Source organism: Streptomyces sp. MH60, from assembly GCF_002939385.1.
GTDB lineage: Bacteria > Actinomycetota > Actinomycetes > Streptomycetales > Streptomycetaceae > Streptomyces.
Genome location: NZ_MULI01000015.1, coordinates 78239 through 97150, shown reverse-complemented (window position 1 = coordinate 97150; position 18912 = coordinate 78239). Strand labels below are relative to the sequence as shown.

Genomic DNA, 18912 nt, shown 5'->3' with positions numbered 1-18912 from the left:
CGGGACATCGCGCTGCCCTTTTTCCGGATCATCCGAAAGGCCATGGGCCATGCGCACCAACCCGCTCACCACCATCCGCAACCTGGGCATCCTCGCCCACGTCGACGCGGGCAAGACCACCGTCACCGAGCGGATCCTCTACACCACCGGTACCACCCACAAGCGCGGCGAGGTCCACGACGGCACCACCGTCACCGACTTCGACCCGCAGGAACGCGATCGCGGCATCACCATCTTCGCCGCGGCCGTCAGCTGCACCTGGGCGGGCCACCGGATCAACCTCATCGACACCCCGGGGCACGTCGACTTCGCCGACGAGGTCGAACGCTCCCTGCGGGTGCTGGACGGCGCCGTCGCCGTGTTCGACGCGGTCGCGGGGGTGGAGCCGCAGAGCGAGTCCGTGTGGCGGCAGGCCGACCGGCACGGCGTGCCCAGGATCGCGTTCGTCAACAAGATGGACCGGGCGGGCGCCGACCTCGACACCGCCGTCGCCTCCCTCCGCGAGCGGCTGCACCCCGTACCCCTGGTCGTGCAGCTGCCCATCGGCACGGAGGACGGTTTCACCGGCGTCGTCGACCTGCCGCGCATGCGCGCCCTGGTCTGGGCCGACGGCGCGGACACGGCCGAGGAGGGACCGGTGCCCGACGCCCTGCGCGAGGAGGCGGCACGCAGACGGCGGCTGCTGGAGGAAGCGGTCGCCGAACGCCATCCGGGCGCGCTGGAGGAGTTCTGCGACCGGGAGACGCTCACCGCCGCCACCCTCACCGGCGCCCTGCGCGACCTGACCCGCACCGGCGAGGGCGTGGTCGTGCTGTGCGGCTCGGCCTACCGCAACCGCGGCGTCGAACCGCTGCTGGACGCCGTGGTGGCGTACCTGCCCGCACCGCTGGACGTGCCCGCGGTGCGCGGCACCCACGACGGCACGGAGCAGGAGCGGCCCGCCGACCCGGCGGCGCCGATGGCGGCACTGGCGTTCAAGGTGAACGCCACCCCGACGGGACGGCTGACGTACCTGAGGGTGTACTCGGGCACGATCGAGAAGGGAGACACCGTGTGGGACGCGGGCACGCGACGCACCGAGCGCATCGGCCGGATCCTGCGGGTACGGGCCGACCGGCACGACCCCCTGGAACGGGCGGTCGCCGGGGACATCGTCGCCGTGGTCGGGCTGAAGTCGGCCCGCGCCGGCTCGACCCTGTGCGCGCCGGACGCCCCTTTGCTCCTGGAGCCCCCGGGCGTGGCCGAGCCGGTCGTGCACGTGGCGGTGGAGGCCCGGCGTTCCACCGACACCGACCGGCTGGCCTCGGCGCTCGCCCGGCTGACCGAGGAGGACCCCTCGCTGGCCGTGCGGACCGACCCGGAGACGGGACAGACCGTGCTGTCGGGCATGGGCGAGCTGCACCTGGAGGTCGCCGTGGAGCGCGTCCGGCGCGAGCACGGGCTGGAGGTCACGGTCGGCCGCCCCGGTGTGGCGTACCGGGAGACGGTCGGCGAAGGCGTCACCGGCTTCGTCCACCGGCACGTCAAACAGGACGGCGGCGCCGGTCAGTTCGCGCACGTGGTGCTCGACGTGGAGCCGTGGGAGCCGGACACCGAGGGCGGCGACGGCTTCGTGTTCCGTTCGACGGTCGTCGGCGGACGCGTACCGCAGGAGTACGTCCGGGCCGTCGAGGCGGGCTGCCGGGACGTCCTCGCCGAGGGTCCGCTCGGCGGGCACCCGGTGACCGGTCTGAGGGTCACGCTCACCGACGGGCAGACCCACGTCAAGGACTCCTCGGACACGGCCTTCCGCACGGCCGGCCGGTTCGGTCTCCGCGACGCCCTGCGCGCCTCGGAGATGGTCCTGCTGGAACCGGTCGTGGAGGTCACGGTCACCGTGCCCGAGGACGGGCTCGGCGGCGTGCTCGGCGACCTCGCCGCGCGTCGCGGCCGGGTCACCGGCTCCGTGACGCGGGGCGGCGCGGCGGTGGTCACGGCCACGGTCCCGCTGGCCGAGCTGTTCGGTTACGCGACCCGGCTGCGCAGCCGCACCCAGGGCCGCGGCACCTTCACCGCCCGGCCCACCGGCTACGCGCCGGCGCCGACGACGGCCGCGACAGCCGTGCGGTAGGCGTGCCCCGGTCATGCGCTCCGCGTGCGTGGTGCCCCCGTCCCGCCAGGGCGGGGGCACCACGCACGGCCGTCAGGGGTACCGCACCACCTTCGACGGCACCGTGTCCGTCCCCGACGTGGGCGAACCCGTGTCGTTGATGACGCACTCGTACTGTCCGTTGCCGCCGAGCGAGACGACGAGCAGACCGTGGAAGCGCACCCCGGAACGGTTCGGGGCGGCGAAGCCGTGGTGCTGCACGATGGACGGGTTCACGTTGTAGTAGCAGTAGCTGCCCAGGCCCCAGCCCTCGTGCTCGGTGACGTCGTCCCCGACCTTGTAGGCGGCGTACCCCTTGACCGAGCCGTTCTGGATCGCGGCCTGGTCGGGTGCGTCGTACGCCTTCTCGTTCTGGAAGAAGACCGTGCGGCCGCGCTCGCCGTTCCACTGCACGTCGTACTTGTTGAAGTGCTCCACGAACAGGCCGGTCATCAGCACGTCGTCGCCGTTGACGACCACGCCGTAGTCGGCGCGGTTGGTCTCCCAGCCGACGCCGTCGCCGTGGTCGGCGCGCCACACCCAGGTGTGGTCGACGACGGTGTGCCGGCTGTTGACGACCAGGCTGGTGGTCGCCTTGCCGGGGCCCGCCCCGCCGATCCGGACGAACACGTCCTGCACGGTGGTCGGATTGGCCGAGTGGTCCGCCGACGCGCCCTCGGGCCCGATCTCCAGCAGCGTGCGGGAGTTGACGGGACCGGCGTCCACGAGGAAGCCGGCCAGTCGTACGCCGTCCACGTCGGCGACCTTCAGGGCGGTGACGCCGTTGTCGGGGATGAGCGTGGCGTAGCCGAGGCCCAGGACGACCATGCCCGCGCGGTTCACCTCCACGGTCCGGTCGAGGTGGTAGATCCCCGGCGTCAGCAGCAGGTGCAGGCCCTCCTCCAGTGCCTGGTTGAGGGTGGCCGCCGGATCGCCGGGCTTGGCGACGTAGAACTGGGACAGCGGGAGCGAGGTGCCGCGCGGGGTGCCGTTGCCCCAGGAGACGCCGCGGGCGTCGGTGCGCTTCTCCGGCAGGAAGACGCGGTACTCGGCGCCGTCGAGGTACAGGAACGGCTTCTCCCGGGAGACGGGCGTCGTCTCCAGCGTCGTGTACGGCGGTTCGGGGAAGCTCTGCGCGGGCGCGCCCTCCACACCGGAGAACACCATGTTCCACACGGCGTTGAGCCAGCCGCCGACCGAGCTGTCCCGGGTGTACCACTGCTGCTGGGAGTACGGGCCCACCGTGCCGTCGATCCTGCTGTCGGCGATGTAGCCGCCGCTGGCCCAGCCGTAGCCGTCGGGGGCGAGGTTGAGACCGCCGCGCACGTGCATCCGCCGGAAGGGCGCCGCCTGCGAGACCGCCCAGCGGTTGGTGCCGCTGACCGGGACCAGGGCCAGGTTCTCCGCCGAGCGCCAGAAGTTCTGCGTGGCGTTGCCGTCGAACCAGCCGGCGTCGACCGTGACGTCGCCGTTGATGGTGGTGTCGTCGGGGGAGAGGCCGAGGCCCGCGATGGAGGTGTAGAAGCCGAGCTGGGCGTTGAGCCCGTTGTAGGTGCCGGGCCTGAACAGCAGGGCGTAGCGGCCGGTGCCGAACTGGGCGGACTCCTGCTGCTTGAAGATTTCGTCCAGTCTGCCCTGGATGTTCGCCGTGGACGGGTCGAAGACGATGACGTTCGGCCCGAGGTCGCCACCGCCGGGCAGCGCACGGGGGCCGTCGGGGGAGCCGACGGCGGAGGCGGTGACGGGGGAGGCGGCTGCGGTTCCCGCGCCGGCGAGTGAGGCCAGTACGGGCGCCGCCGCGGCCGCTCCGAGGAGGCTGCGGCGCCGTACCCCGGAGGGCTCGGGCGCGGAGGAGGGTGTGGGGGAAGAGGGCATGCGGGCGGCTCTCCTTGTTCGGAAAGTGAACGAAGTGGGGGTGGGGGAGCGCTCTCTGGGTGTGCATGCTTCATCCGCTCGCCACGGGACGTCAAGAGTTGCGACGGTTTCTTGTGTGCCGCGTTCAACAAGTGGGGGAACGTGAGGCGTTGGTCCCCCCGCCGTCCCTTCTGTCGAATTCCTTGACACCCTCCCGCGCGCCCTCAACACTCCGAATCGGGAGAGCGCTCTCCGAGAATTTCCCCGACCTTCTCAGGAGGTCTCCATGCCACGGAGATCGAAAGTTCTGTCCGGCACCCTCGTCGCGAGCGCGTTACTGCTGACCTCGATCGGCATCGGCACGGTCGCCGCCAACGCGGACGCCCCCGCCGCCTCCGCCCCGGCGTCGGCCGCGCACACCGGGCACACCATGGCGGCCTCGACCGCCTCCTCGCCCGAGGACCCGGACGGCGACGGCTACATCCCCGCGAACCCGCCGGTCACCGGCGTCACCCCGTCCACCAAGGAGCCGCCGCACCGCTACTTCCACGAGTTCCAGGCCAACTGCGCGGTCAGTCACACGGCGCCCGACGACCCGATCGTCTACGCACAGCAGCCCGGGAAGTCGCACGACCACACCTTCATGGGCAACACGACGACCAACGCGTACAGCACCACCGCCTCGCTCGACGCCGGGTCCACCACCTGTCTGGCGCCCGGCGACCGCTCGGGCTACTGGATGCCCACCATGTACGACGGCGACCGCCCGGTGCTCCCGGTCGGCCCGCAGACCATCTACTACAAGGCCGGCGTCACCGACTACACCAGCGTGCGGCCCTTCCCGAAGGGGCTGCGCTACGTCGTCGCCAGCCCGATGCAGAGCGCCCAGGAGTTCCGCGACCACCCGGGCTTCGTCGAGGGCTGGGAGTGCGGCGACAGCTTCTTCAACGTCGACTTCCCGGCCGACTGCCCCGAGCGGCAGGACGTCCAGGTCAACATCCGCTTCCAGGCGCCCAGTTGCTGGGACGGCAAGAACCTGGACACGCCGGACCACAAGAGCCACATGGCGTATCCGGTGGTCAACCCGGGGACCAACAACAACATCTGCCCGGCCGACCACCCGGTCGCCCTGCCGATGATCGAGTTCAAGATGGCCTTCCCGGTCAACGGCGACCTCTCCCGGGTGCGTCTGGCCAGTGGCGCGAGCTACTCGTTCCACTACGACTTCTTCAACGCCTGGGACGAGCCGACCCTCGACGCGATGGTCGGCCACTGCATCGTCGGCGGGCTGCAGTGCGACGCGCGCGGCTACGACCAGACCCACCCGGAGGCCGGAGCGGCACTCAACGAGCACTACGAACTGCCCTGACCCCGGCCCCTCCCAGCAGACCGGCCCGGCCGTCCACGCCCCGCCACGGCCGGGCCCCCAAGAAGGAGGGGAGTCCGCCCCTCAAAAAAGGGGAGGACTCCCCGCCCCCGACCCCGCAGACCGGAGACACACCCCGATGAGCCGACCCCGCACCCCCACCCGCAGACTCACCCCCGCGCGCAGACTCACCGCCCCCCTGACCGCCGGCCTGCTCACGCTCGGCGCACTCACCGCCCTGCCCGCGGCTCAGGCGCACGCCGCCGGCAGCGTCGTGAAGGTCACCGGCGGCCAGGGCAACTGGCAACTGACCGTGGACGGCAGCCCCTACACGGTCAAGGGCCTCACCTGGGGGCCGTCCCCCGCCGACGCCGACCGGTACCTGCCCGACCTGGCATCGATGGGCGTCAACACCATCCGCACCTGGGGCACCGACGCGAGCAGCCGCCCGCTCCTCGACTCCGCCGCCGCCCACGGCGTCAAGGTCATCGCCGGCTTCTGGCTCCAGCCCGGTGGCGGCCCGGGCAGCGGTGGCTGCGTCAACTACCGCACCGACACCGCGTACAAGGACCAGATGCTGGCCGAGTTCCCGCGCTGGGTCCAGGAGTACAAGGACCACCCGGGCGTCCTGATGTGGAACGTCGGCAACGAGTCGGTGCTCGGCCTGCAGAACTGCTACAGCGGCGACGAACTGGAGCGCCAGCGCGACGCCTACACCACCTTCGTCAACGACGTCGCCAAGAAGATCCACGCCGTCGACCCGAACCACCCGGTCACCTCCACCGACGCCTGGGTCGGCGCCTGGCCCTACTACAAGAAGAACGCCCCCGACCTGGACCTGTACGCCGTCAACTCCTACGACGCCGTGTGCGACGTGCGCTCCGCGTGGGTACAGGGCGGCTACACCAAGCCGTACATCGTCACCGAGTCCGGACCGGCCGGCGAGTGGGAGGTGCCGGACGACGCCAACGGCGTACCGAAGGAGCCCACCGACCAGGCCAAGGCACAGGGCTACACCGACGCGTGGAACTGCGTCACCGGGCACCGCGGCGTCGCCCTGGGCGCGACCCTGTTCCACTACGGCACCGAGTACGACTTCGGCGGCATCTGGTTCAACCTGCTGCCCGCGGGACAGAAGCGGCTGTCGTACTACGCCGTGAAGCGGACCTACGGCGGTGACACCTCGCACGACAACACCCCGCCCGTCGTCTCCGGCTTCGGCGTCGAGGGCGACGCGGGCAAGGTGCAGGCCGGCAAGGAGCTGGTCCTCACCGTGCGCGCCACCGACCCGGACGGCGACCCGATCGCGTACGAGGTGCTGTCCAACAGCAACTACATCGACCAGAGCAAGCAGTTGACCCCGCTCCCCGTCACCGACCTCGGCGGCGGGCGCCTCAAGGTCACCGCCCCCGACCGGCCCGGCGTGTGGAAGCTGTACGTCAAGGCCACCGACGGCAAGGGGAACGTCGGCGTCGAGACCCTCTCGGCGCGGGTCGTGCCGCCCGCCGTGGACGGCACCAACGTCGCCCTCGGCAAGCCGGCCACCGCCTCCTCCTTCCAGCCCGGCTACGGCGACTGCCCCTGCACCGCCGCCAACGCCGTGGACGGCAAGGCGGACACCCGGTGGGCCAGCGACTGGAGCGACCCGCAGTGGATCCAGGTGGACCTCGGCACGCGCACCGCGTTCCGGCACGTCCAGCTGTACTGGGAGGCCTCCTACGCCAAGGCCTACACCGTCCAGACCTCCGACGACGGACAGAACTGGCGGACCGTGTCCACGGTGACCGACGGCAACGGCGGGGTCGACACCCTCGACGTGTCCGGCACCGGCCGCTACGTCCGCGTCAACGGCACCGCACGCGGCACGGGTTACGGCTACTCGCTGTACGAGTTCGGCGTCTACAGCTGACGCCGGGGGACAAGTCGGAGCAGGGGGGGACCCGGGTGGGGACGAGTGACGAAGAGATCGACCGGCTGCTCGACAAGCTGACACCACGCGCCCGCGCATTGCTGCTCGGCGGCGCCACGACCTGGCGCACCCGGGCGGAACCAGCCGTGGGGCTGCGGGAGTTGGTGATGTCGGACGGTCCGGCGGGCGTACGGGGCGAGGCCTGGGACGAGCGGAACACCTCCGTCCTGCTGCCGTCGGCCTCGGCGCTCGCCGCCACCTGGGACGAGGCACTGGTCGAACGCCTCGGCGGCCTGCTCGCCGCCGAGGCACGGCGCAAGGGCGTGGACGTCCTCCTCGCCCCCACCCTCAACCTGCACCGCAGCCCGCTGGGCGGCCGGCACTTCGAGTGCCTCTCCGAGGACCCCGAGCTGACCGGCCGCATCGGCGCCGCGCTCGTCCGCGGTGTCCAGGCCCACGGTGTGGCCGCCACCGCCAAGCACTACGTGGCCAACGACTCCGAGACCGACCGCCTCGCCGTCGACGTGCGGGTGGGCGAGCGGGCGCTGCGGGAGGTCTACCTCGCCCCGTTCGAGGCGGCGGTGGCCGCGGGGGTCCGGCTCGTCATGGCGGGGTACAACGCGGTCAACGGCACCACCATGACCGCGAACGCCCTGCTCACCGATCCGCTGAAGAGCGAGTGGGGCTTCGACGGCGTCGTCGTGTCCGACTGGGGCGCGGTGCGCGGCACCGTCGACACCGCCCGCGCCGGTCTCGACCTCGCCATGCCGGGGCCCGACGGCCCCTGGGGCGAGGCGCTGGCACGGGCGGTGGCCGACGGCGAGGTGCCCGAGGCGGCCGTCGACGACAAGGCGCGGTGCCTGCTGCGGCTCGCGGCCTGGCTGGACGCGCTGGACGAGTGCGCCGCGCCCCGACCGGAGACCCCGGGCAGGGCGTCCGGCGCACAGGGCCCACCTCAGGACCCGCGTCTACTGCCCGGCGCGGAGGACGCGTCGGGGCAGGCTTCGTCAACCGGTGTGGAGGGCTCTGCGGGCGAGGGCGAGGGCGCGGTCGCGGCGTATGGCTCGGGGGGCTCCCCGGGCCGGGGTTCGGCGCACGGCGCGGAGCCGTCCGCCCCCGAGCCGTCCGCCCCGGGCCCGTCACGGACCCGCGACGCCCGGGACCTGGCCCGCCGTGTCGTCGCCGCGGGTACCGTCCTGCTGGCCAACAGAGGCGTCCTGCCCTTCGACCCCGAGCGCCTCGGGACGATCGCCGTGATCGGCACGCACGCCGTGCGGACCCGTACCCAGGGCGGCGGGAGCGCGGGCGTCTTCCCGCGGGGCGAGGTGTCCGTCCTGGACGGCATCCGTGCCGCCCTGCGCGGCCGGGCCCGTGTCGTCCACGTCCCGGGGCCCCGGCCGGACGGCCCCGCGCCCCCACTGGACCAGGACACCTGCACCGACCCGCGTTCCGGACTGCCCGGCGTGCTGCTGCGGATGCTGGACGCGGACGGCCGCGAGCTGTACGCCGAACGGCGTCATGGCGGGCGGCTGCTGGAGCCCCGCCTGGTGCCGGGCGCGCACACCGTCGAGATCCGCGCCCGGCTCAGCCCTCGCACCGGCGGCTCCTGGACCCTCGGCGTGGCCGGCTTCGGCCGGATGAGCCTGGCCCTGGACGGACGCACCCTCCTGGAGGGCGACTTCCCGCCCCTGACCGACGACCCGGCGGTGGTGCACGTCAACCCGCCCGCCCAGTACGCCACCGCCGACCTCGCCGTCGGCCGGGACGCCCTGCTGGTGGCCCGCCGCGAGCTGGCCCCCGGCACCGGCCGGGCCACCGTCGTCGTCGCGGCGCCGCCCGCCCCGGACGTGACCGCATCGCTGTCCGAGGCCGCCCGCACGGCGAGTGCGGCGGACGCCGCGATCGTGGTCGTCGGCACCACCGAGCACGGGGAGTCGGAGGGCTACGACCGTACGAGCCTGGCTCTCGGCGCCACCCAGGACGCGCTGGTCCGCGCCGTCGCGGCCGCCAACCCGCGCACCGTCGCCGTCGTCAACAGCGGTGGACCGGTGGAGCTGCCCTGGCGGGAGGAGACGGCCGCGGTGCTGCTGGCCTGGTTCCCCGGGCAGGAGGGCGGCGCCGGCCTCGCCGACGTGCTCTTCGGCCGGGCCGAGCCGGGCGGACGGCTGCCCACCACCTGGCCGGCCGCCCTCGCCGACGCCCCGGTCACCCGCACCCGCCCCGACGGTGGCCGCCTCGACTACGACGAGGGCCTGCACCTCGGCCACCGGGGCTGGCTGCGCCACCACCGCACGCCCGCCTACTGGTTCGGTCACGGGCTCGGCTACACCACGTGGACGTACGAGGCGCTGACCGTCCCGCCGGTGGCCCGCGCGGGCGACGACCTCACCGTGCGCGTGCGGGTGCGCAACACCGGTGCCCGGGAGGGCCGGGAGGTCGTACAGGTGTACCTGGCCCGGCCCGCGTCGGCGTTCGACCGGCCCGCGCGGTGGCTCGCCGGGTACGCGGCGGTGCGGGCGCGCCCGGGGGAGACGGTGACGGCGACGGTACGGGTCCCGGCACGGTCGCTGTGCCACTGGTCGGTGGCAGAGCACGCCTGGCGCACCGAGCCGGGGCCCTGCCGGGTGCTGGCCGGGAGGTCGGCGGGGGACGTGCCGCTGGTCGCGGACCTGGAGGTGGTGCACCCGCCTCCGGCGTGAGGCAGCGGTGGAGAGCGCTCTACCACGCGCCTGACCCCGCCGGTTAAGGTGCGGGGATGAGCAGACAGGCCCCGACCCTGGAGGACGTGGCCCGGGAGGCCGGCGTCTCCCGGGCCACCGTCTCGCGGGTGGTCAACGGCGTCCGCAACGTGGACCCGGCCATCCAGGACGTGGTCCGCCGGGCCATCGAACGGACCGGGTACGCGCCCAACCAGGCCGCCAGGCAGCTGGTCACCCGGCGCACGACGACCGTCGCCCTGGTCGTCTCGGGCGCGGGCGACGCCTCGGACTCGGAGCAGAACGCGTTCGCCACGCGGGTGTTCGCCGACCCGTTCTTCGGCCGTGTCGTCGGCGGCGTGGTCGGACATCTGAGGCCGCGCAGGATGCATCCGGTGGTGATGTTCGCCGAGACGCCCGAGGCCCGGCAGGAGGTCGTGGCCTACCTCAGGCAGGGCGGCGCGGACGGTGCGCTGGTGGTGTCCACGCACCCCGACGACCCGCTGCCCGCCCTGCTCGCCGGCGCCGGACTGCCGGCGGTGCTGTTCGCGCGGCCGGGCCGCCCGGTGCCGCTCAGCTACGTCGACCTGGCCCACCGCGACGGCGGCCGGCTCGCCGCCGAGCACCTGCTGGAGCGGGGGTGCCGCCGGATAGCCACCGTCGCGGGCCCGCTGGCGGTCGCGGCCAGCCAGGAGCGCCTGGCAGGCTTCCGCGACACCCTCGCCCGCCACGGGCACCCCTACGTGCCGGTGGCCGAGGGCGGCTTCACCGTGGACAGCGGCATGGCCGCGATGACCTCACTGCTCGCCGAACACCCCGACACCGACGGCGTGTTCACCGCCAACGACCTGATGGCCCAGGGCGCCGTCCAGGTGCTGCGCGACCACGGCCGCCGGGTGCCCCAGGACGTCGCGGTCGTCGGCTTCGACGACTCCAGCGTGGCCGTCACCTGCCGGCCCCGGCTGACCACCGTACGGCAGCCGGTGGAGGAGATGGCGGCGACGATGGCACGGCTCCTGGACGATCACATCAGGGGCGCGCGCACCGAACCCACGTCGGTGATCTTCGACCCGGAACTGGTGGTACGGGACTCGGCGTAGCGCGTGGGCCCCGCCAGGGTCAGGGGAGCGCGGCCTCGATGTGGTCGAGGTGGGCGGCGAGGATCTCCTCGAAGGCGGCGCCCCGTTCCGCACCGAGCGGGCGGATCTCGCGGGCGAAGTGGGCCAGGGCGGGGAAGCGCTCGGGATCGGCGCCCAGGACCGCGACCCGGAACTGCTCCATGCCCTGCTCGTGCTCCTCGGCGCCGACGGCACCGAAACCGCCCTCGGCGGTGACCAGCGAGGCGATCAGGATCACGAGCCGGTGGTAGCGCGCCGGGATCTCCTCGTCGGGCAGCCCCGAGGCGCGCAGGGCCTGCAGCACCTCTTCCATCATCAGCCGGGAACCCGTGCCGCCCGACCCGTGGCGGCCCCAGACGGCGGCGAGTTGAGGCTGCTGCCCGAAGGCGTCACGCAGGCGCAGGGCCACGGCGGTGAGGCGCTGCTTCCAGTCGCCCTCGGGCCGGTAACCGTCCATGGCGGACAGCAGGATCCGGTCGGCGACCGCCCGCAACAGCTCCGTCTTGTTGCGGAAGTGCCGGTAGAGGCTGGAGGAGTCGGTCCCCAGCGCCGCCGCGAGCTTGCGCACGCTGAACGTCTCGGCGTCGCCCGCGAGCAGCAGCTCCGCCGCCGCGTCCAGGATCTGCTCGGTCGACCAACGCCTTCGGCCTGCCATCTCGCCGCTCTCCCTGTCGCTCTCGCCCGCCCCTCCCGGTCGGCCCAGCCTAGTCCACGCACCCGCCGCTGCACGCGCCGCACGCACCCCGTCATCCCCCGCCCCAGTGCCCCGCCAGCCTCCCCCCGAGCGCCGCCCGCCACGCCGGGACCGGCGCGGGGGAGTCGACCGGCAGGCGCCTGCCGCCGCGGGCGAAGAACGCCGCCAGCGGCAGGATCGCGGCGCCCACCGTCACCGCGTCGGGGCCGAGGCGGCCCAGCGCGATGCCCACCCGTCCGGCGGGGTACCGCAGGGCGTGGGCCAGGGTGTGGGCGCGTACCGACTCCAGGAAGGCGGGGCCGAGTTGGAGTCCGGCCCAGCCGCCCACCAGGATCCGCTCGGGCTGGAAGAGGTTGACCAGGTCGGCCAGTCCCGCGCCCAGGTACTCCGCGGTCTCCGCGAGCACCCGCGCCGCCACCGGGTCCGGCGCGCCCCCGTCCCCGGGCCGGGCCGCGGACAGCATGGCGGTCAGCGCGGCCTCCTCGTCGGCGCCGGGCGGCGGCTCACCGCCCGCCTCCCGCCACCGCGCGAGCAGCGCCTCCGCACCGGCGTACGCCTCCAGGCACCCCCGCGCACCGCACCGGCAGCGGCGCCCCCGCACCCGTACCGTCAGATGCCCCCACTCCACCGCACGCCCCTGCTCCACCTCGTCGGTGACGACGCACGCGCCGACCCCGGAGCCGAAGAGCACCACCACGGCGTTGTGCGCGCCGCGCCCGCCGCCGAACCACATCTCGGCCTGTCCCAGCGTCCTGGCGCCGTTCTCGATGAACAGCGGCACGTGCGGGGGCAGTCGTGCCGGGCGGCGCAGCAGCGCCTCCAGCGGGACCGCGTCCCAGCCGACGGTCTGGCCGTGCACCACGGTGCCCTCGGCGGTGCGCTCGACGATGCCGGGGACACCGATGCCGACGCCCAGCAGCTCGCCGGGGCCCGGTGCGGGGCCGTCGGCGGCGAGCACCTCCGCGACGCCGTCCAGGATGTGCCCGGCGACCACGCCGACGTCGTAGGAGCGCGACCCGTGGCCGGGCAACGCGCGCTCGGCGCGGGCCAGTTCGGACATCGACAGGTCGAACAGCTCCACGCGTACGCGGGTCTCGCCGACATCGACCCCGACGAGGCGCCCCCGGTCCGCCGCGACCCGGACGAGGGTGCGCGGCCGGCCGCCGTCCGCGCCGAGGCTGCCCGCCTCCTCCACCAGCCCGTCGGCCATCAGCTCGGCCACCACGTTGCTGACGGAGCCCGAACTCAGGCCCGCCGCCGAGCCCAGGGCGAGCCGGCTCATCGGCCCGTCGAAATACAACCGTTGCAGAACGGCGCTGCGGCTCTCCCGCCGCAGGTCACGGACCGTACGCCCGCCGTGCCTGGCCATCCGGACCCTTCCTTCCGTGCCCTCGCGCGGCCGCCGACCCTGCGCGAGACCTTGACGAGTCTTTCTCTCGGGGTTTAACTCACGTCCTAAATTAAGCCATGAGGGGCTTCGGAAGGAAACAGCCGAAGCCGCCGTCGGGACTTCCCGACCGACTCCCGGAAGGAACCCAGGAGCCATGCGCAGCATCCGAGCCGCGGCCGTAGGCGCCGTCACCCTGTCTCTCGCACTCGCCGCCACGGCCTGCGGAGGGGGCTCCTCCTCGGGCGGCGGATCCAACGACTCGCCGAAGGAACTCACCTACTGGGCGTCCAACCAGGGCGCCAGCGTCGAGGTCGACAAGAAGGTCCTCCAGCCCGAACTCGACAAGTTCGAGAAGCAGACCGGCATCAAGGTCAAGCTGGAGGTCGTGCCCTGGTCCGACCTGCTGAACCGGATCCTCACCGCCACCACCTCGGGACAGGGCCCCGACGTCCTGAACATCGGCAACACCTGGAGCGCCTCCCTCCAGGCCACCGGCGCCCTGCTGCCCTGGGACGCGAAGAACTTCGACAAGATCGGCGGCAAGGACCGCTTCGTCGACTCCGCGCTCGGCTCGACCGGCGTCGAGGGGCAGGACCCCGCCGCGGTCCCGCTGTACTCGATGGCGTACGCGCTCTACTACAACAAGCAGATGTTCGCCGACGCCGGTATCACCAAGCCCCCGGCCACCTGGGACGAGTTGGTCGCGACCGGCGAGAAGATCTCCAGGGGCGGCAAGTGGGGCCTCGGCGCCGAGGGCTCCAACCTGTCCAACAACATCCACCAGGTCTTCGTCCTCGCCAAGCAGCACGGCGCCGACTTCTTCACCGCCGACGGCAAGCCCGACTTCACCTCGGACGGCGCCGTCGCCGCCGTCAAGCAGTACGTCGACCTGATGGCCCAGGACAAAGTCATCGCGCCGGGCAACGCCGAGTACGCGCAGAACCAGTCCCTGAGCGACTTCGCCAAGGGCAAGACCGCGATGGTGCTGTGGCAGACCGCCTCCGCCACCTTCAAGACGATGGGCATGAAGGACGACGAGTGGGGCGTCGCCCCCGCCCCCGTCCCCTCCGGCATCCCCGGCGCCGGCCAGGCCACCAACTCCATGGTCGCCGGCATCAATATGGCCGTCTTCAAGAACAGCGACAACGTCGACGGCGCCACGAAGTTCGTGAAGTTCATGACGAGCGACGCCGAGCAGAAGCTCCTCAACAAGGCCTACGGCTCCATCCCGCCGGTCAAGGCCGCCCAGAGCGACCCGGCGTTCAACACCCAGGCCACCGCCGTGCTGCGCGAGACCCTCGCCACCAGCGCCGCCGCGCTGCCCCAGGTGCCCGACGAGTCGCAGTTCGAGACCGCGGTCGGCACCGCCGTCAAGGAACTGTTCGCCGACGCCGCGGCCGGCCGCGAGGTGACCACCGAGTCCGTCAAGGAGAAGCTCGCCAAGGCACAGCAGCAGATGCCCAACAAGTGAGCACCTCGACCTTCGTCCAAGCCCCACCGACTCCGACACGGACACGGACCCAGCCATGACCACCACGACCGCCTCGGCGCGGCCCGGCGAGCGGGCGGCCGGCGAGAGCTCCCCCGGGACGGCGCGCGGACCCCGCCGCCGTCCCGGGCGGATCCGCCGCATCGGCCTGCCCTACCTGCTGCTCCTGCCGGCCCTGCTGCTCGAACTCCTCGTCCACCTGGTGCCGATGGTCATCGGCATCGTGATGAGCTTCAAGGAGCTCACCCAGTTCTACATCCGCGACTGGACCACCGCCCCGTGGACCGGCCTCGACAACTTCACCATGTCGATGGACTTCGACGCCCCCGTCGGCGAGGCACTGCTCCACTCCTTCCTCGTCACCTGCGCGTTCACGGTCCTCTCCGTCGGTCTGTGCTGGCTGATCGGCACCGCCGCCGCGATCTGCATGCAGGACGCCTTCCGCGGCCGGGGCCTGCTCCGCGCGATCTTCCTGGTGCCGTACGCCCTGCCGGTCTACGCGGCCGTCATCACCTGGGCGTTCATGTTCCAGCACGACAACGGTCTGGTGAACCACGTCCTGCACGACCAGCTCGGCCTCACCGACAAGCCGTCCTTCTGGCTGATCGGCGACAACAGCTTCGTCGCGCTGCTCGTGGTGTCGGTCTGGAAGGGCTGGCCGTTCGCCTTCCTGATCGTCATGGCCGGACTGCAGAACATCCCCAAGGAGCTGTACGAGGCCGCCGCCCTGGACGGCGCCGGCGTCTGGCAGCAGATCCGCCGCATCACCCTGCCGTCGCTGCGTCCCGTCAACCAGGTCCTCGTCCTGGTGCTGTTCCTGTGGACGTTCAACGACTTCAACACACCGTTCGTCCTGTTCGGCAAGGCCGCGCCGGAGGCCGCCGACCTGATCTCCATCCACATCTACCAGTCGTCGTTCGTCACCTGGAACTTCGGCGCCGGCTCCGCGATGTCGGTCCTGCTGCTGCTGTTCCTGCTGCTGGTGACGGGCGTGTACCTGTTCCTGACCTCCAGGACCACGCGGGTGCGCCGCAGCGCCCAGGAGAGGAAGACGGCCGATGTCTAGGTCCCCGATGGCGGCGCCGCGCTCCTTCATGTGGACCCGCCGCGTCTTCCTCACCCTGCTCACCGGCTTCGTCCTGCTGCCGGTGTACGTCATGGTCTCCAGTTCGCTGAAGCCGCTCGAGGACGTCTCCAGCCAGTTCCACTGGCTTCCGAGCAACCTGACCGTCCGCCCCTACATCGACATCTGGTCGACGGTCCCGCTGGCCAAGTACTTCGCGAACTCGCTGATCGTGGCGGGCGCGGCGACCGTCTGCTCCGTCGTCATCGCCGTGTTCGCCGCCTACGCCGTCAGCCGCTACGAGTTCCGCGGCAAGCGCGTCTTCTCGGTGACCGTGCTGTCCACGCAGATGTTCCCGGGCATCCTCTTCCTGCTGCCCCTGTTCCTGATCTACGTCAACATCGGCAACACCACCGGCATCGCCCTGTTCGGTTCCCGCGGCGGCCTCATCCTCACCTACCTGACCTTCTCCCTGCCCTTCTCCATCTGGATGCTGATCGGCTACTTCGACTCGGTCCCCCGCGACCTGGACGAGGCGGCCCTCGTGGACGGCTGCGGCCCGCTGCGCGCCCTGTTCAAGGTCGTCGTACCCGCCGCGATCCCCGGCATCGTCGCGGTCGCCGTCTACGCCTTCATGACCGCCTGGGGCGAAGTCCTGTTCGCCTCCGTCATGACCAACGACGCCACCCGCACCCTCGCCGTCGGCCTCCAGGGCTACTCCACGCAGAACGACGTGTACTGGAACCAGATCATGGCCGCCTCGCTGGTCGTGAGCGTCCCCGTGGTCGCGGGCTTCCTGCTCCTCCAGCGCTACCTCGTGGCGGGTCTGACGGCCGGAGCCGTCAAGTGACCGCCGTCCCCGCGCGCACCCTTCCCCAACCCGAAAGGACCTTCGTGACCATCGACTTCGCCGCACTCCCGGACGACTTCCTGTGGGGCACGGCCACATCGGCGTACCAGATCGAGGGAGCCGTGGCGGAGGACGGACGTTCGCCGTCGATCTGGGACACCTTCTCGCACACCCCCGGGAAGATCGACAACAACGACCACGGCGACGTCGCCTGCGACCACTACCACCGCACCCACGAGGACATCGAGCTGATGCGGCGGCTGGGCACCAACGCCTACCGCCTCTCCGTCGCCTGGCCGCGCGTCCTGCCGGGCGGCGACGGCCCGGTCAACGCCAAGGGCCTGGCCTTCTACGACCGGCTCGTCGACGACCTGCTGGCCGCCGGCATCACCCCGTCCGTCACCCTCTACCACTGGGACCTGCCGCAGGTGCTCCAGGACCGCGGCGGCTGGCCCGAGCGCGCCACCGCCGAGCACTTCGCCTCGTACGCCTCCGTCGTCGCCGAACGCCTCGGCGACCGCGTCGGCCACTGGGCCACCCTCAACGAGCCGCTGTGCTCGGCCTGGATCGGCCACCTGGAGGGCAAGATGGCCCCCGGCTTGACCGACCTGACGGCGGCCGTCCGCGCCTCCTACCACCTGCTCCTCGGCCACGGCCTGGCGATGGAGGCCATCCGCGCGGCGGCCCCGAACGCCCAGGTGGGCATCGTCAACAACCTCTCCACCATCCACGCCGCCACCGACCGCGACGAGGACCTGGCCGCCGCCCGCCGCATGGACGGCCACACCAACCGCTGGTGGCTGGACCCGGTCCACGGCCGGGGCTTCCCCGCGGACATGCGCGAGGTCTACGGCGTCGAACTTCCGGAGCAGCCCGGCGACATGAAGGTCATCGGCGCCGAACTGGACTGGCTGGGCCTGAACTACTACTTCCCCCAGACCGTCGCCGCCGACCCCACCGGGCCCGCCCCGCACGTCCGCACCGTCCGCCGCGTCGGCGTTCCGCGCACCGGCATGGACTGGGAGATCGACGCCGGCGGCATCGAGGACCTGCTGCTGCGCCTGACCGAGGACTACGGGGCACGCAAGCTGTACGTCACCGAGAACGGCTCCTGCTTCCCCGACGTGGTCCGCCCCGACGGCACGATCGACGACCCCGAGCGCCAGGAGTACCTGACGGCCCACCTCGCGGCCTGCGCGTCCGCCGCCCGCAGGGGAGCCCCGCTGGCCGGCTACTTCGCCTGGTCGCTGCTGGACAACTTCGAGTGGGCGTACGGCTACGACAAGCGCTTCGGTCTGGTCCACGTCGACTACGCGACACAGGTCCGCACCGTCAAGGGCAGCGGACACCACTACGCCGACCTCATCGGCCGGGCCCGGGGGCGGGAGCGCAAGGCCGCCTGAGTCCCCGTGGTGGGCGCGGACGCGGGAGTCCGCGCCCACCACGGCCGCCCGTCCCCCGCGCGTCAGACGCCCTTGCGCGCCACTCCGCCGTAGATGCCGATCGGCGGGGCGTCGGGGCGCCGTGTCCCCTCCGGACGCCAGTCGGTGACCCGGACCAGCCCCGGTTCGACCATCGAGAAGTCGCCGAACAGGTCGAGGACCGCCGCGTGCGAGCGCAGGTTGAGGGAGGCGGTGGCCTTGTTGTAGACGGCCGCCGCGTCCTCGCGCCGGTCCTCGTGCACATCACCCGTCGCGTGCGAGAGCACCAGGTAGGAGCCGGCCGGCAGCGCGTCGCGGAGCGTGGCGACGATGCCCGCAGGGTCCTGCGCGTCGGCGATGAAGTGCACGACGGCCACCAGCAGCAGTGCCACCGGCCGGTCGAAGTCGATGACCGCCCGCACCTCGGGGTGGTCCAGGATCGCGCGGGGATCGCGCAGGTCGGCCAGGACGACGGCGGTGTCCGGATCGTCCGACAGGGCCCTGGAATGGGTGGCCACGATGGGGTCGTTGTCGACGTACGCGACCCGGGTCCCGGGGGCGACGGCCCGCGCGATCTGGTGCACGTTGGGCTCGGTGGGCAGGCCCGTGCCCACGTCGAGTATCTGGCGGACACCACCCTCGGCCACCACGTGCCGCACCGCGCGGTGCATGAAGTGCCGGTTGGCGAGGACCCCCTCGCGGACCTCGGGCGCCGCCTTCATGAACTGCTCGGCGGCCCGCTGGTCGACCTCGTAGTTGTCCTTCCCGCCGAGGAAGTAGTCGTACATGCGGGCGGGATGGGGCTTGCTCGTGTCGATCCGGTCGGGGTGGGCGGCGCTCTCGCCACTGCTCAGGGAGGTCATGCGGCCTGACTCCGTCCTCAACTCGTGGGCCACCCACGGCACAAGCGCGGTGAGCACCCGGGGGAGTGCCT

Annotated in this window: 13 protein-coding genes; 9 read left to right on the top strand and 4 right to left on the bottom strand. The window is 72.4% G+C overall.

Annotated elements, in window-relative coordinates; genetic code table 11:
* The first annotated feature begins 49 nt into the window (after positions 1-49).
* On the top strand, positions 50-2110 hold the full coding sequence (gene fusA, locus BZZ08_RS13085; RefSeq protein ID WP_104632361.1) for an elongation factor G: 2061 nt from the start codon (positions 50-52) through the stop codon (positions 2108-2110).
* 72 nt (positions 2111-2182) lie between these two features.
* Here fusA and BZZ08_RS13080 read toward each other — a convergent pair whose 3' ends face one another.
* Positions 2183-4003, bottom strand: a complete 1821-nt coding sequence (locus tag BZZ08_RS13080; protein WP_104632360.1) for a coagulation factor 5/8 type domain-containing protein — start codon at positions 4001-4003, stop codon at positions 2183-2185.
* Between the two features lie 265 nt (positions 4004-4268).
* Between BZZ08_RS13080 and BZZ08_RS13075 the strand changes: the two genes are divergently transcribed.
* The 4 genes from BZZ08_RS13075 to BZZ08_RS13060 all read left to right on the top strand — a co-directional run bounded on the left by BZZ08_RS13075 (position 4269) and on the right by BZZ08_RS13060 (position 11053).
* Positions 4269-5351, top strand: coding sequence for a DUF1996 domain-containing protein (locus BZZ08_RS13075; RefSeq protein WP_104632359.1), 1083 nt, complete (start codon positions 4269-4271; stop codon positions 5349-5351).
* Between the two features lie 136 nt (positions 5352-5487).
* Positions 5488-7257, top strand: a complete 1770-nt coding sequence (locus BZZ08_RS13070) for a discoidin domain-containing protein (protein WP_104632358.1) — start codon at positions 5488-5490, stop codon at positions 7255-7257.
* Between the two features lie 35 nt (positions 7258-7292).
* On the top strand, positions 7293-9956 hold the full coding sequence (locus BZZ08_RS13065; RefSeq protein ID WP_104632357.1) for a glycoside hydrolase family 3 C-terminal domain-containing protein: 2664 nt from the start codon (positions 7293-7295) through the stop codon (positions 9954-9956).
* Positions 9957-10012: 56 nt separating this feature from the next.
* Positions 10013-11053: a LacI family DNA-binding transcriptional regulator gene (locus BZZ08_RS13060; protein ID WP_104632356.1), complete on the top strand. Its 1041-nt coding sequence runs from the start codon at positions 10013-10015 to the stop codon at positions 11051-11053.
* Positions 11054-11072: 19 nt separating this feature from the next.
* Here the strand turns inward: BZZ08_RS13060 and BZZ08_RS13055 are convergent, their stop codons facing one another.
* Positions 11073-11726, bottom strand: a complete 654-nt coding sequence (locus BZZ08_RS13055; RefSeq protein ID WP_104632355.1) for a TetR/AcrR family transcriptional regulator — start codon at positions 11724-11726, stop codon at positions 11073-11075.
* 91 nt (positions 11727-11817) lie between these two features.
* Positions 11818-13134 carry an ROK family protein gene (locus BZZ08_RS13050; RefSeq protein WP_104632354.1) on the bottom strand — a complete coding sequence of 439 codons (1317 nt, stop codon included), beginning with the start codon at positions 13132-13134 and terminating at the stop codon, positions 11818-11820.
* A 175-nt stretch (positions 13135-13309) separates the two neighbouring features.
* On the opposite strand from BZZ08_RS13050, the gene BZZ08_RS13045 reads away from it, so the two are divergent.
* The 4 genes from BZZ08_RS13045 to BZZ08_RS13030 are packed head-to-tail and all read left to right on the top strand — an operon-like array spanning position 13310 to position 17960.
* On the top strand, positions 13310-14626 hold the full coding sequence (locus BZZ08_RS13045) for an ABC transporter substrate-binding protein (RefSeq protein WP_104632353.1): 1317 nt from the start codon (positions 13310-13312) through the stop codon (positions 14624-14626).
* 55 nt (positions 14627-14681) lie between these two features.
* Positions 14682-15710, top strand: coding sequence for a carbohydrate ABC transporter permease (locus tag BZZ08_RS13040; protein WP_104632352.1), 1029 nt, complete (start codon positions 14682-14684; stop codon positions 15708-15710).
* 7 nt (positions 15711-15717) lie between these two features.
* On the top strand, positions 15718-16557 hold the full coding sequence (locus BZZ08_RS13035; RefSeq protein ID WP_104632351.1) for a carbohydrate ABC transporter permease: 840 nt from the start codon (positions 15718-15720) through the stop codon (positions 16555-16557).
* A 44-nt stretch (positions 16558-16601) separates the two neighbouring features.
* Positions 16602-17960: a GH1 family beta-glucosidase gene (locus BZZ08_RS13030; protein WP_104632350.1), complete on the top strand. Its 1359-nt coding sequence runs from the start codon at positions 16602-16604 to the stop codon at positions 17958-17960.
* 62 nt (positions 17961-18022) lie between these two features.
* Here BZZ08_RS13030 and BZZ08_RS13025 read toward each other — a convergent pair whose 3' ends face one another.
* Positions 18023-18841, bottom strand: a complete 819-nt coding sequence (locus BZZ08_RS13025) for an SAM-dependent methyltransferase (RefSeq protein WP_198601447.1) — start codon at positions 18839-18841, stop codon at positions 18023-18025.
* Between the last annotated feature and the right edge of the window lie 71 nt (positions 18842-18912).

Coding starts and splice junctions, on each gene's coding strand:
- BZZ08_RS13040 (WP_104632352.1), top strand. CDS start 14,682: ATGACCACCACGACCGCCTCGGCGCGGCCCGGCGAGCGGGCGGCCGGC.
- BZZ08_RS13075 (WP_104632359.1), top strand. CDS start 4,269: ATGCCACGGAGATCGAAAGTTCTGTCCGGCACCCTCGTCGCGAGCGCG.
- BZZ08_RS13025 (WP_198601447.1), bottom strand. CDS start 18,841: ATGACCTCCCTGAGCAGTGGCGAGAGCGCCGCCCACCCCGACCGGATC.
- BZZ08_RS13035 (WP_104632351.1), top strand. CDS start 15,718: ATGGCGGCGCCGCGCTCCTTCATGTGGACCCGCCGCGTCTTCCTCACC.
- fusA (WP_104632361.1), top strand. CDS start 50: ATGCGCACCAACCCGCTCACCACCATCCGCAACCTGGGCATCCTCGCC.
- BZZ08_RS13080 (WP_104632360.1), bottom strand. CDS start 4,003: ATGCCCTCTTCCCCCACACCCTCCTCCGCGCCCGAGCCCTCCGGGGTA.
- BZZ08_RS13055 (WP_104632355.1), bottom strand. CDS start 11,726: ATGGCAGGCCGAAGGCGTTGGTCGACCGAGCAGATCCTGGACGCGGCG.
- BZZ08_RS13050 (WP_104632354.1), bottom strand. CDS start 13,134: ATGGCCAGGCACGGCGGGCGTACGGTCCGTGACCTGCGGCGGGAGAGC.
- BZZ08_RS13070 (WP_104632358.1), top strand. CDS start 5,488: ATGAGCCGACCCCGCACCCCCACCCGCAGACTCACCCCCGCGCGCAGA.
- BZZ08_RS13045 (WP_104632353.1), top strand. CDS start 13,310: ATGCGCAGCATCCGAGCCGCGGCCGTAGGCGCCGTCACCCTGTCTCTC.
- BZZ08_RS13060 (WP_104632356.1), top strand. CDS start 10,013: ATGAGCAGACAGGCCCCGACCCTGGAGGACGTGGCCCGGGAGGCCGGC.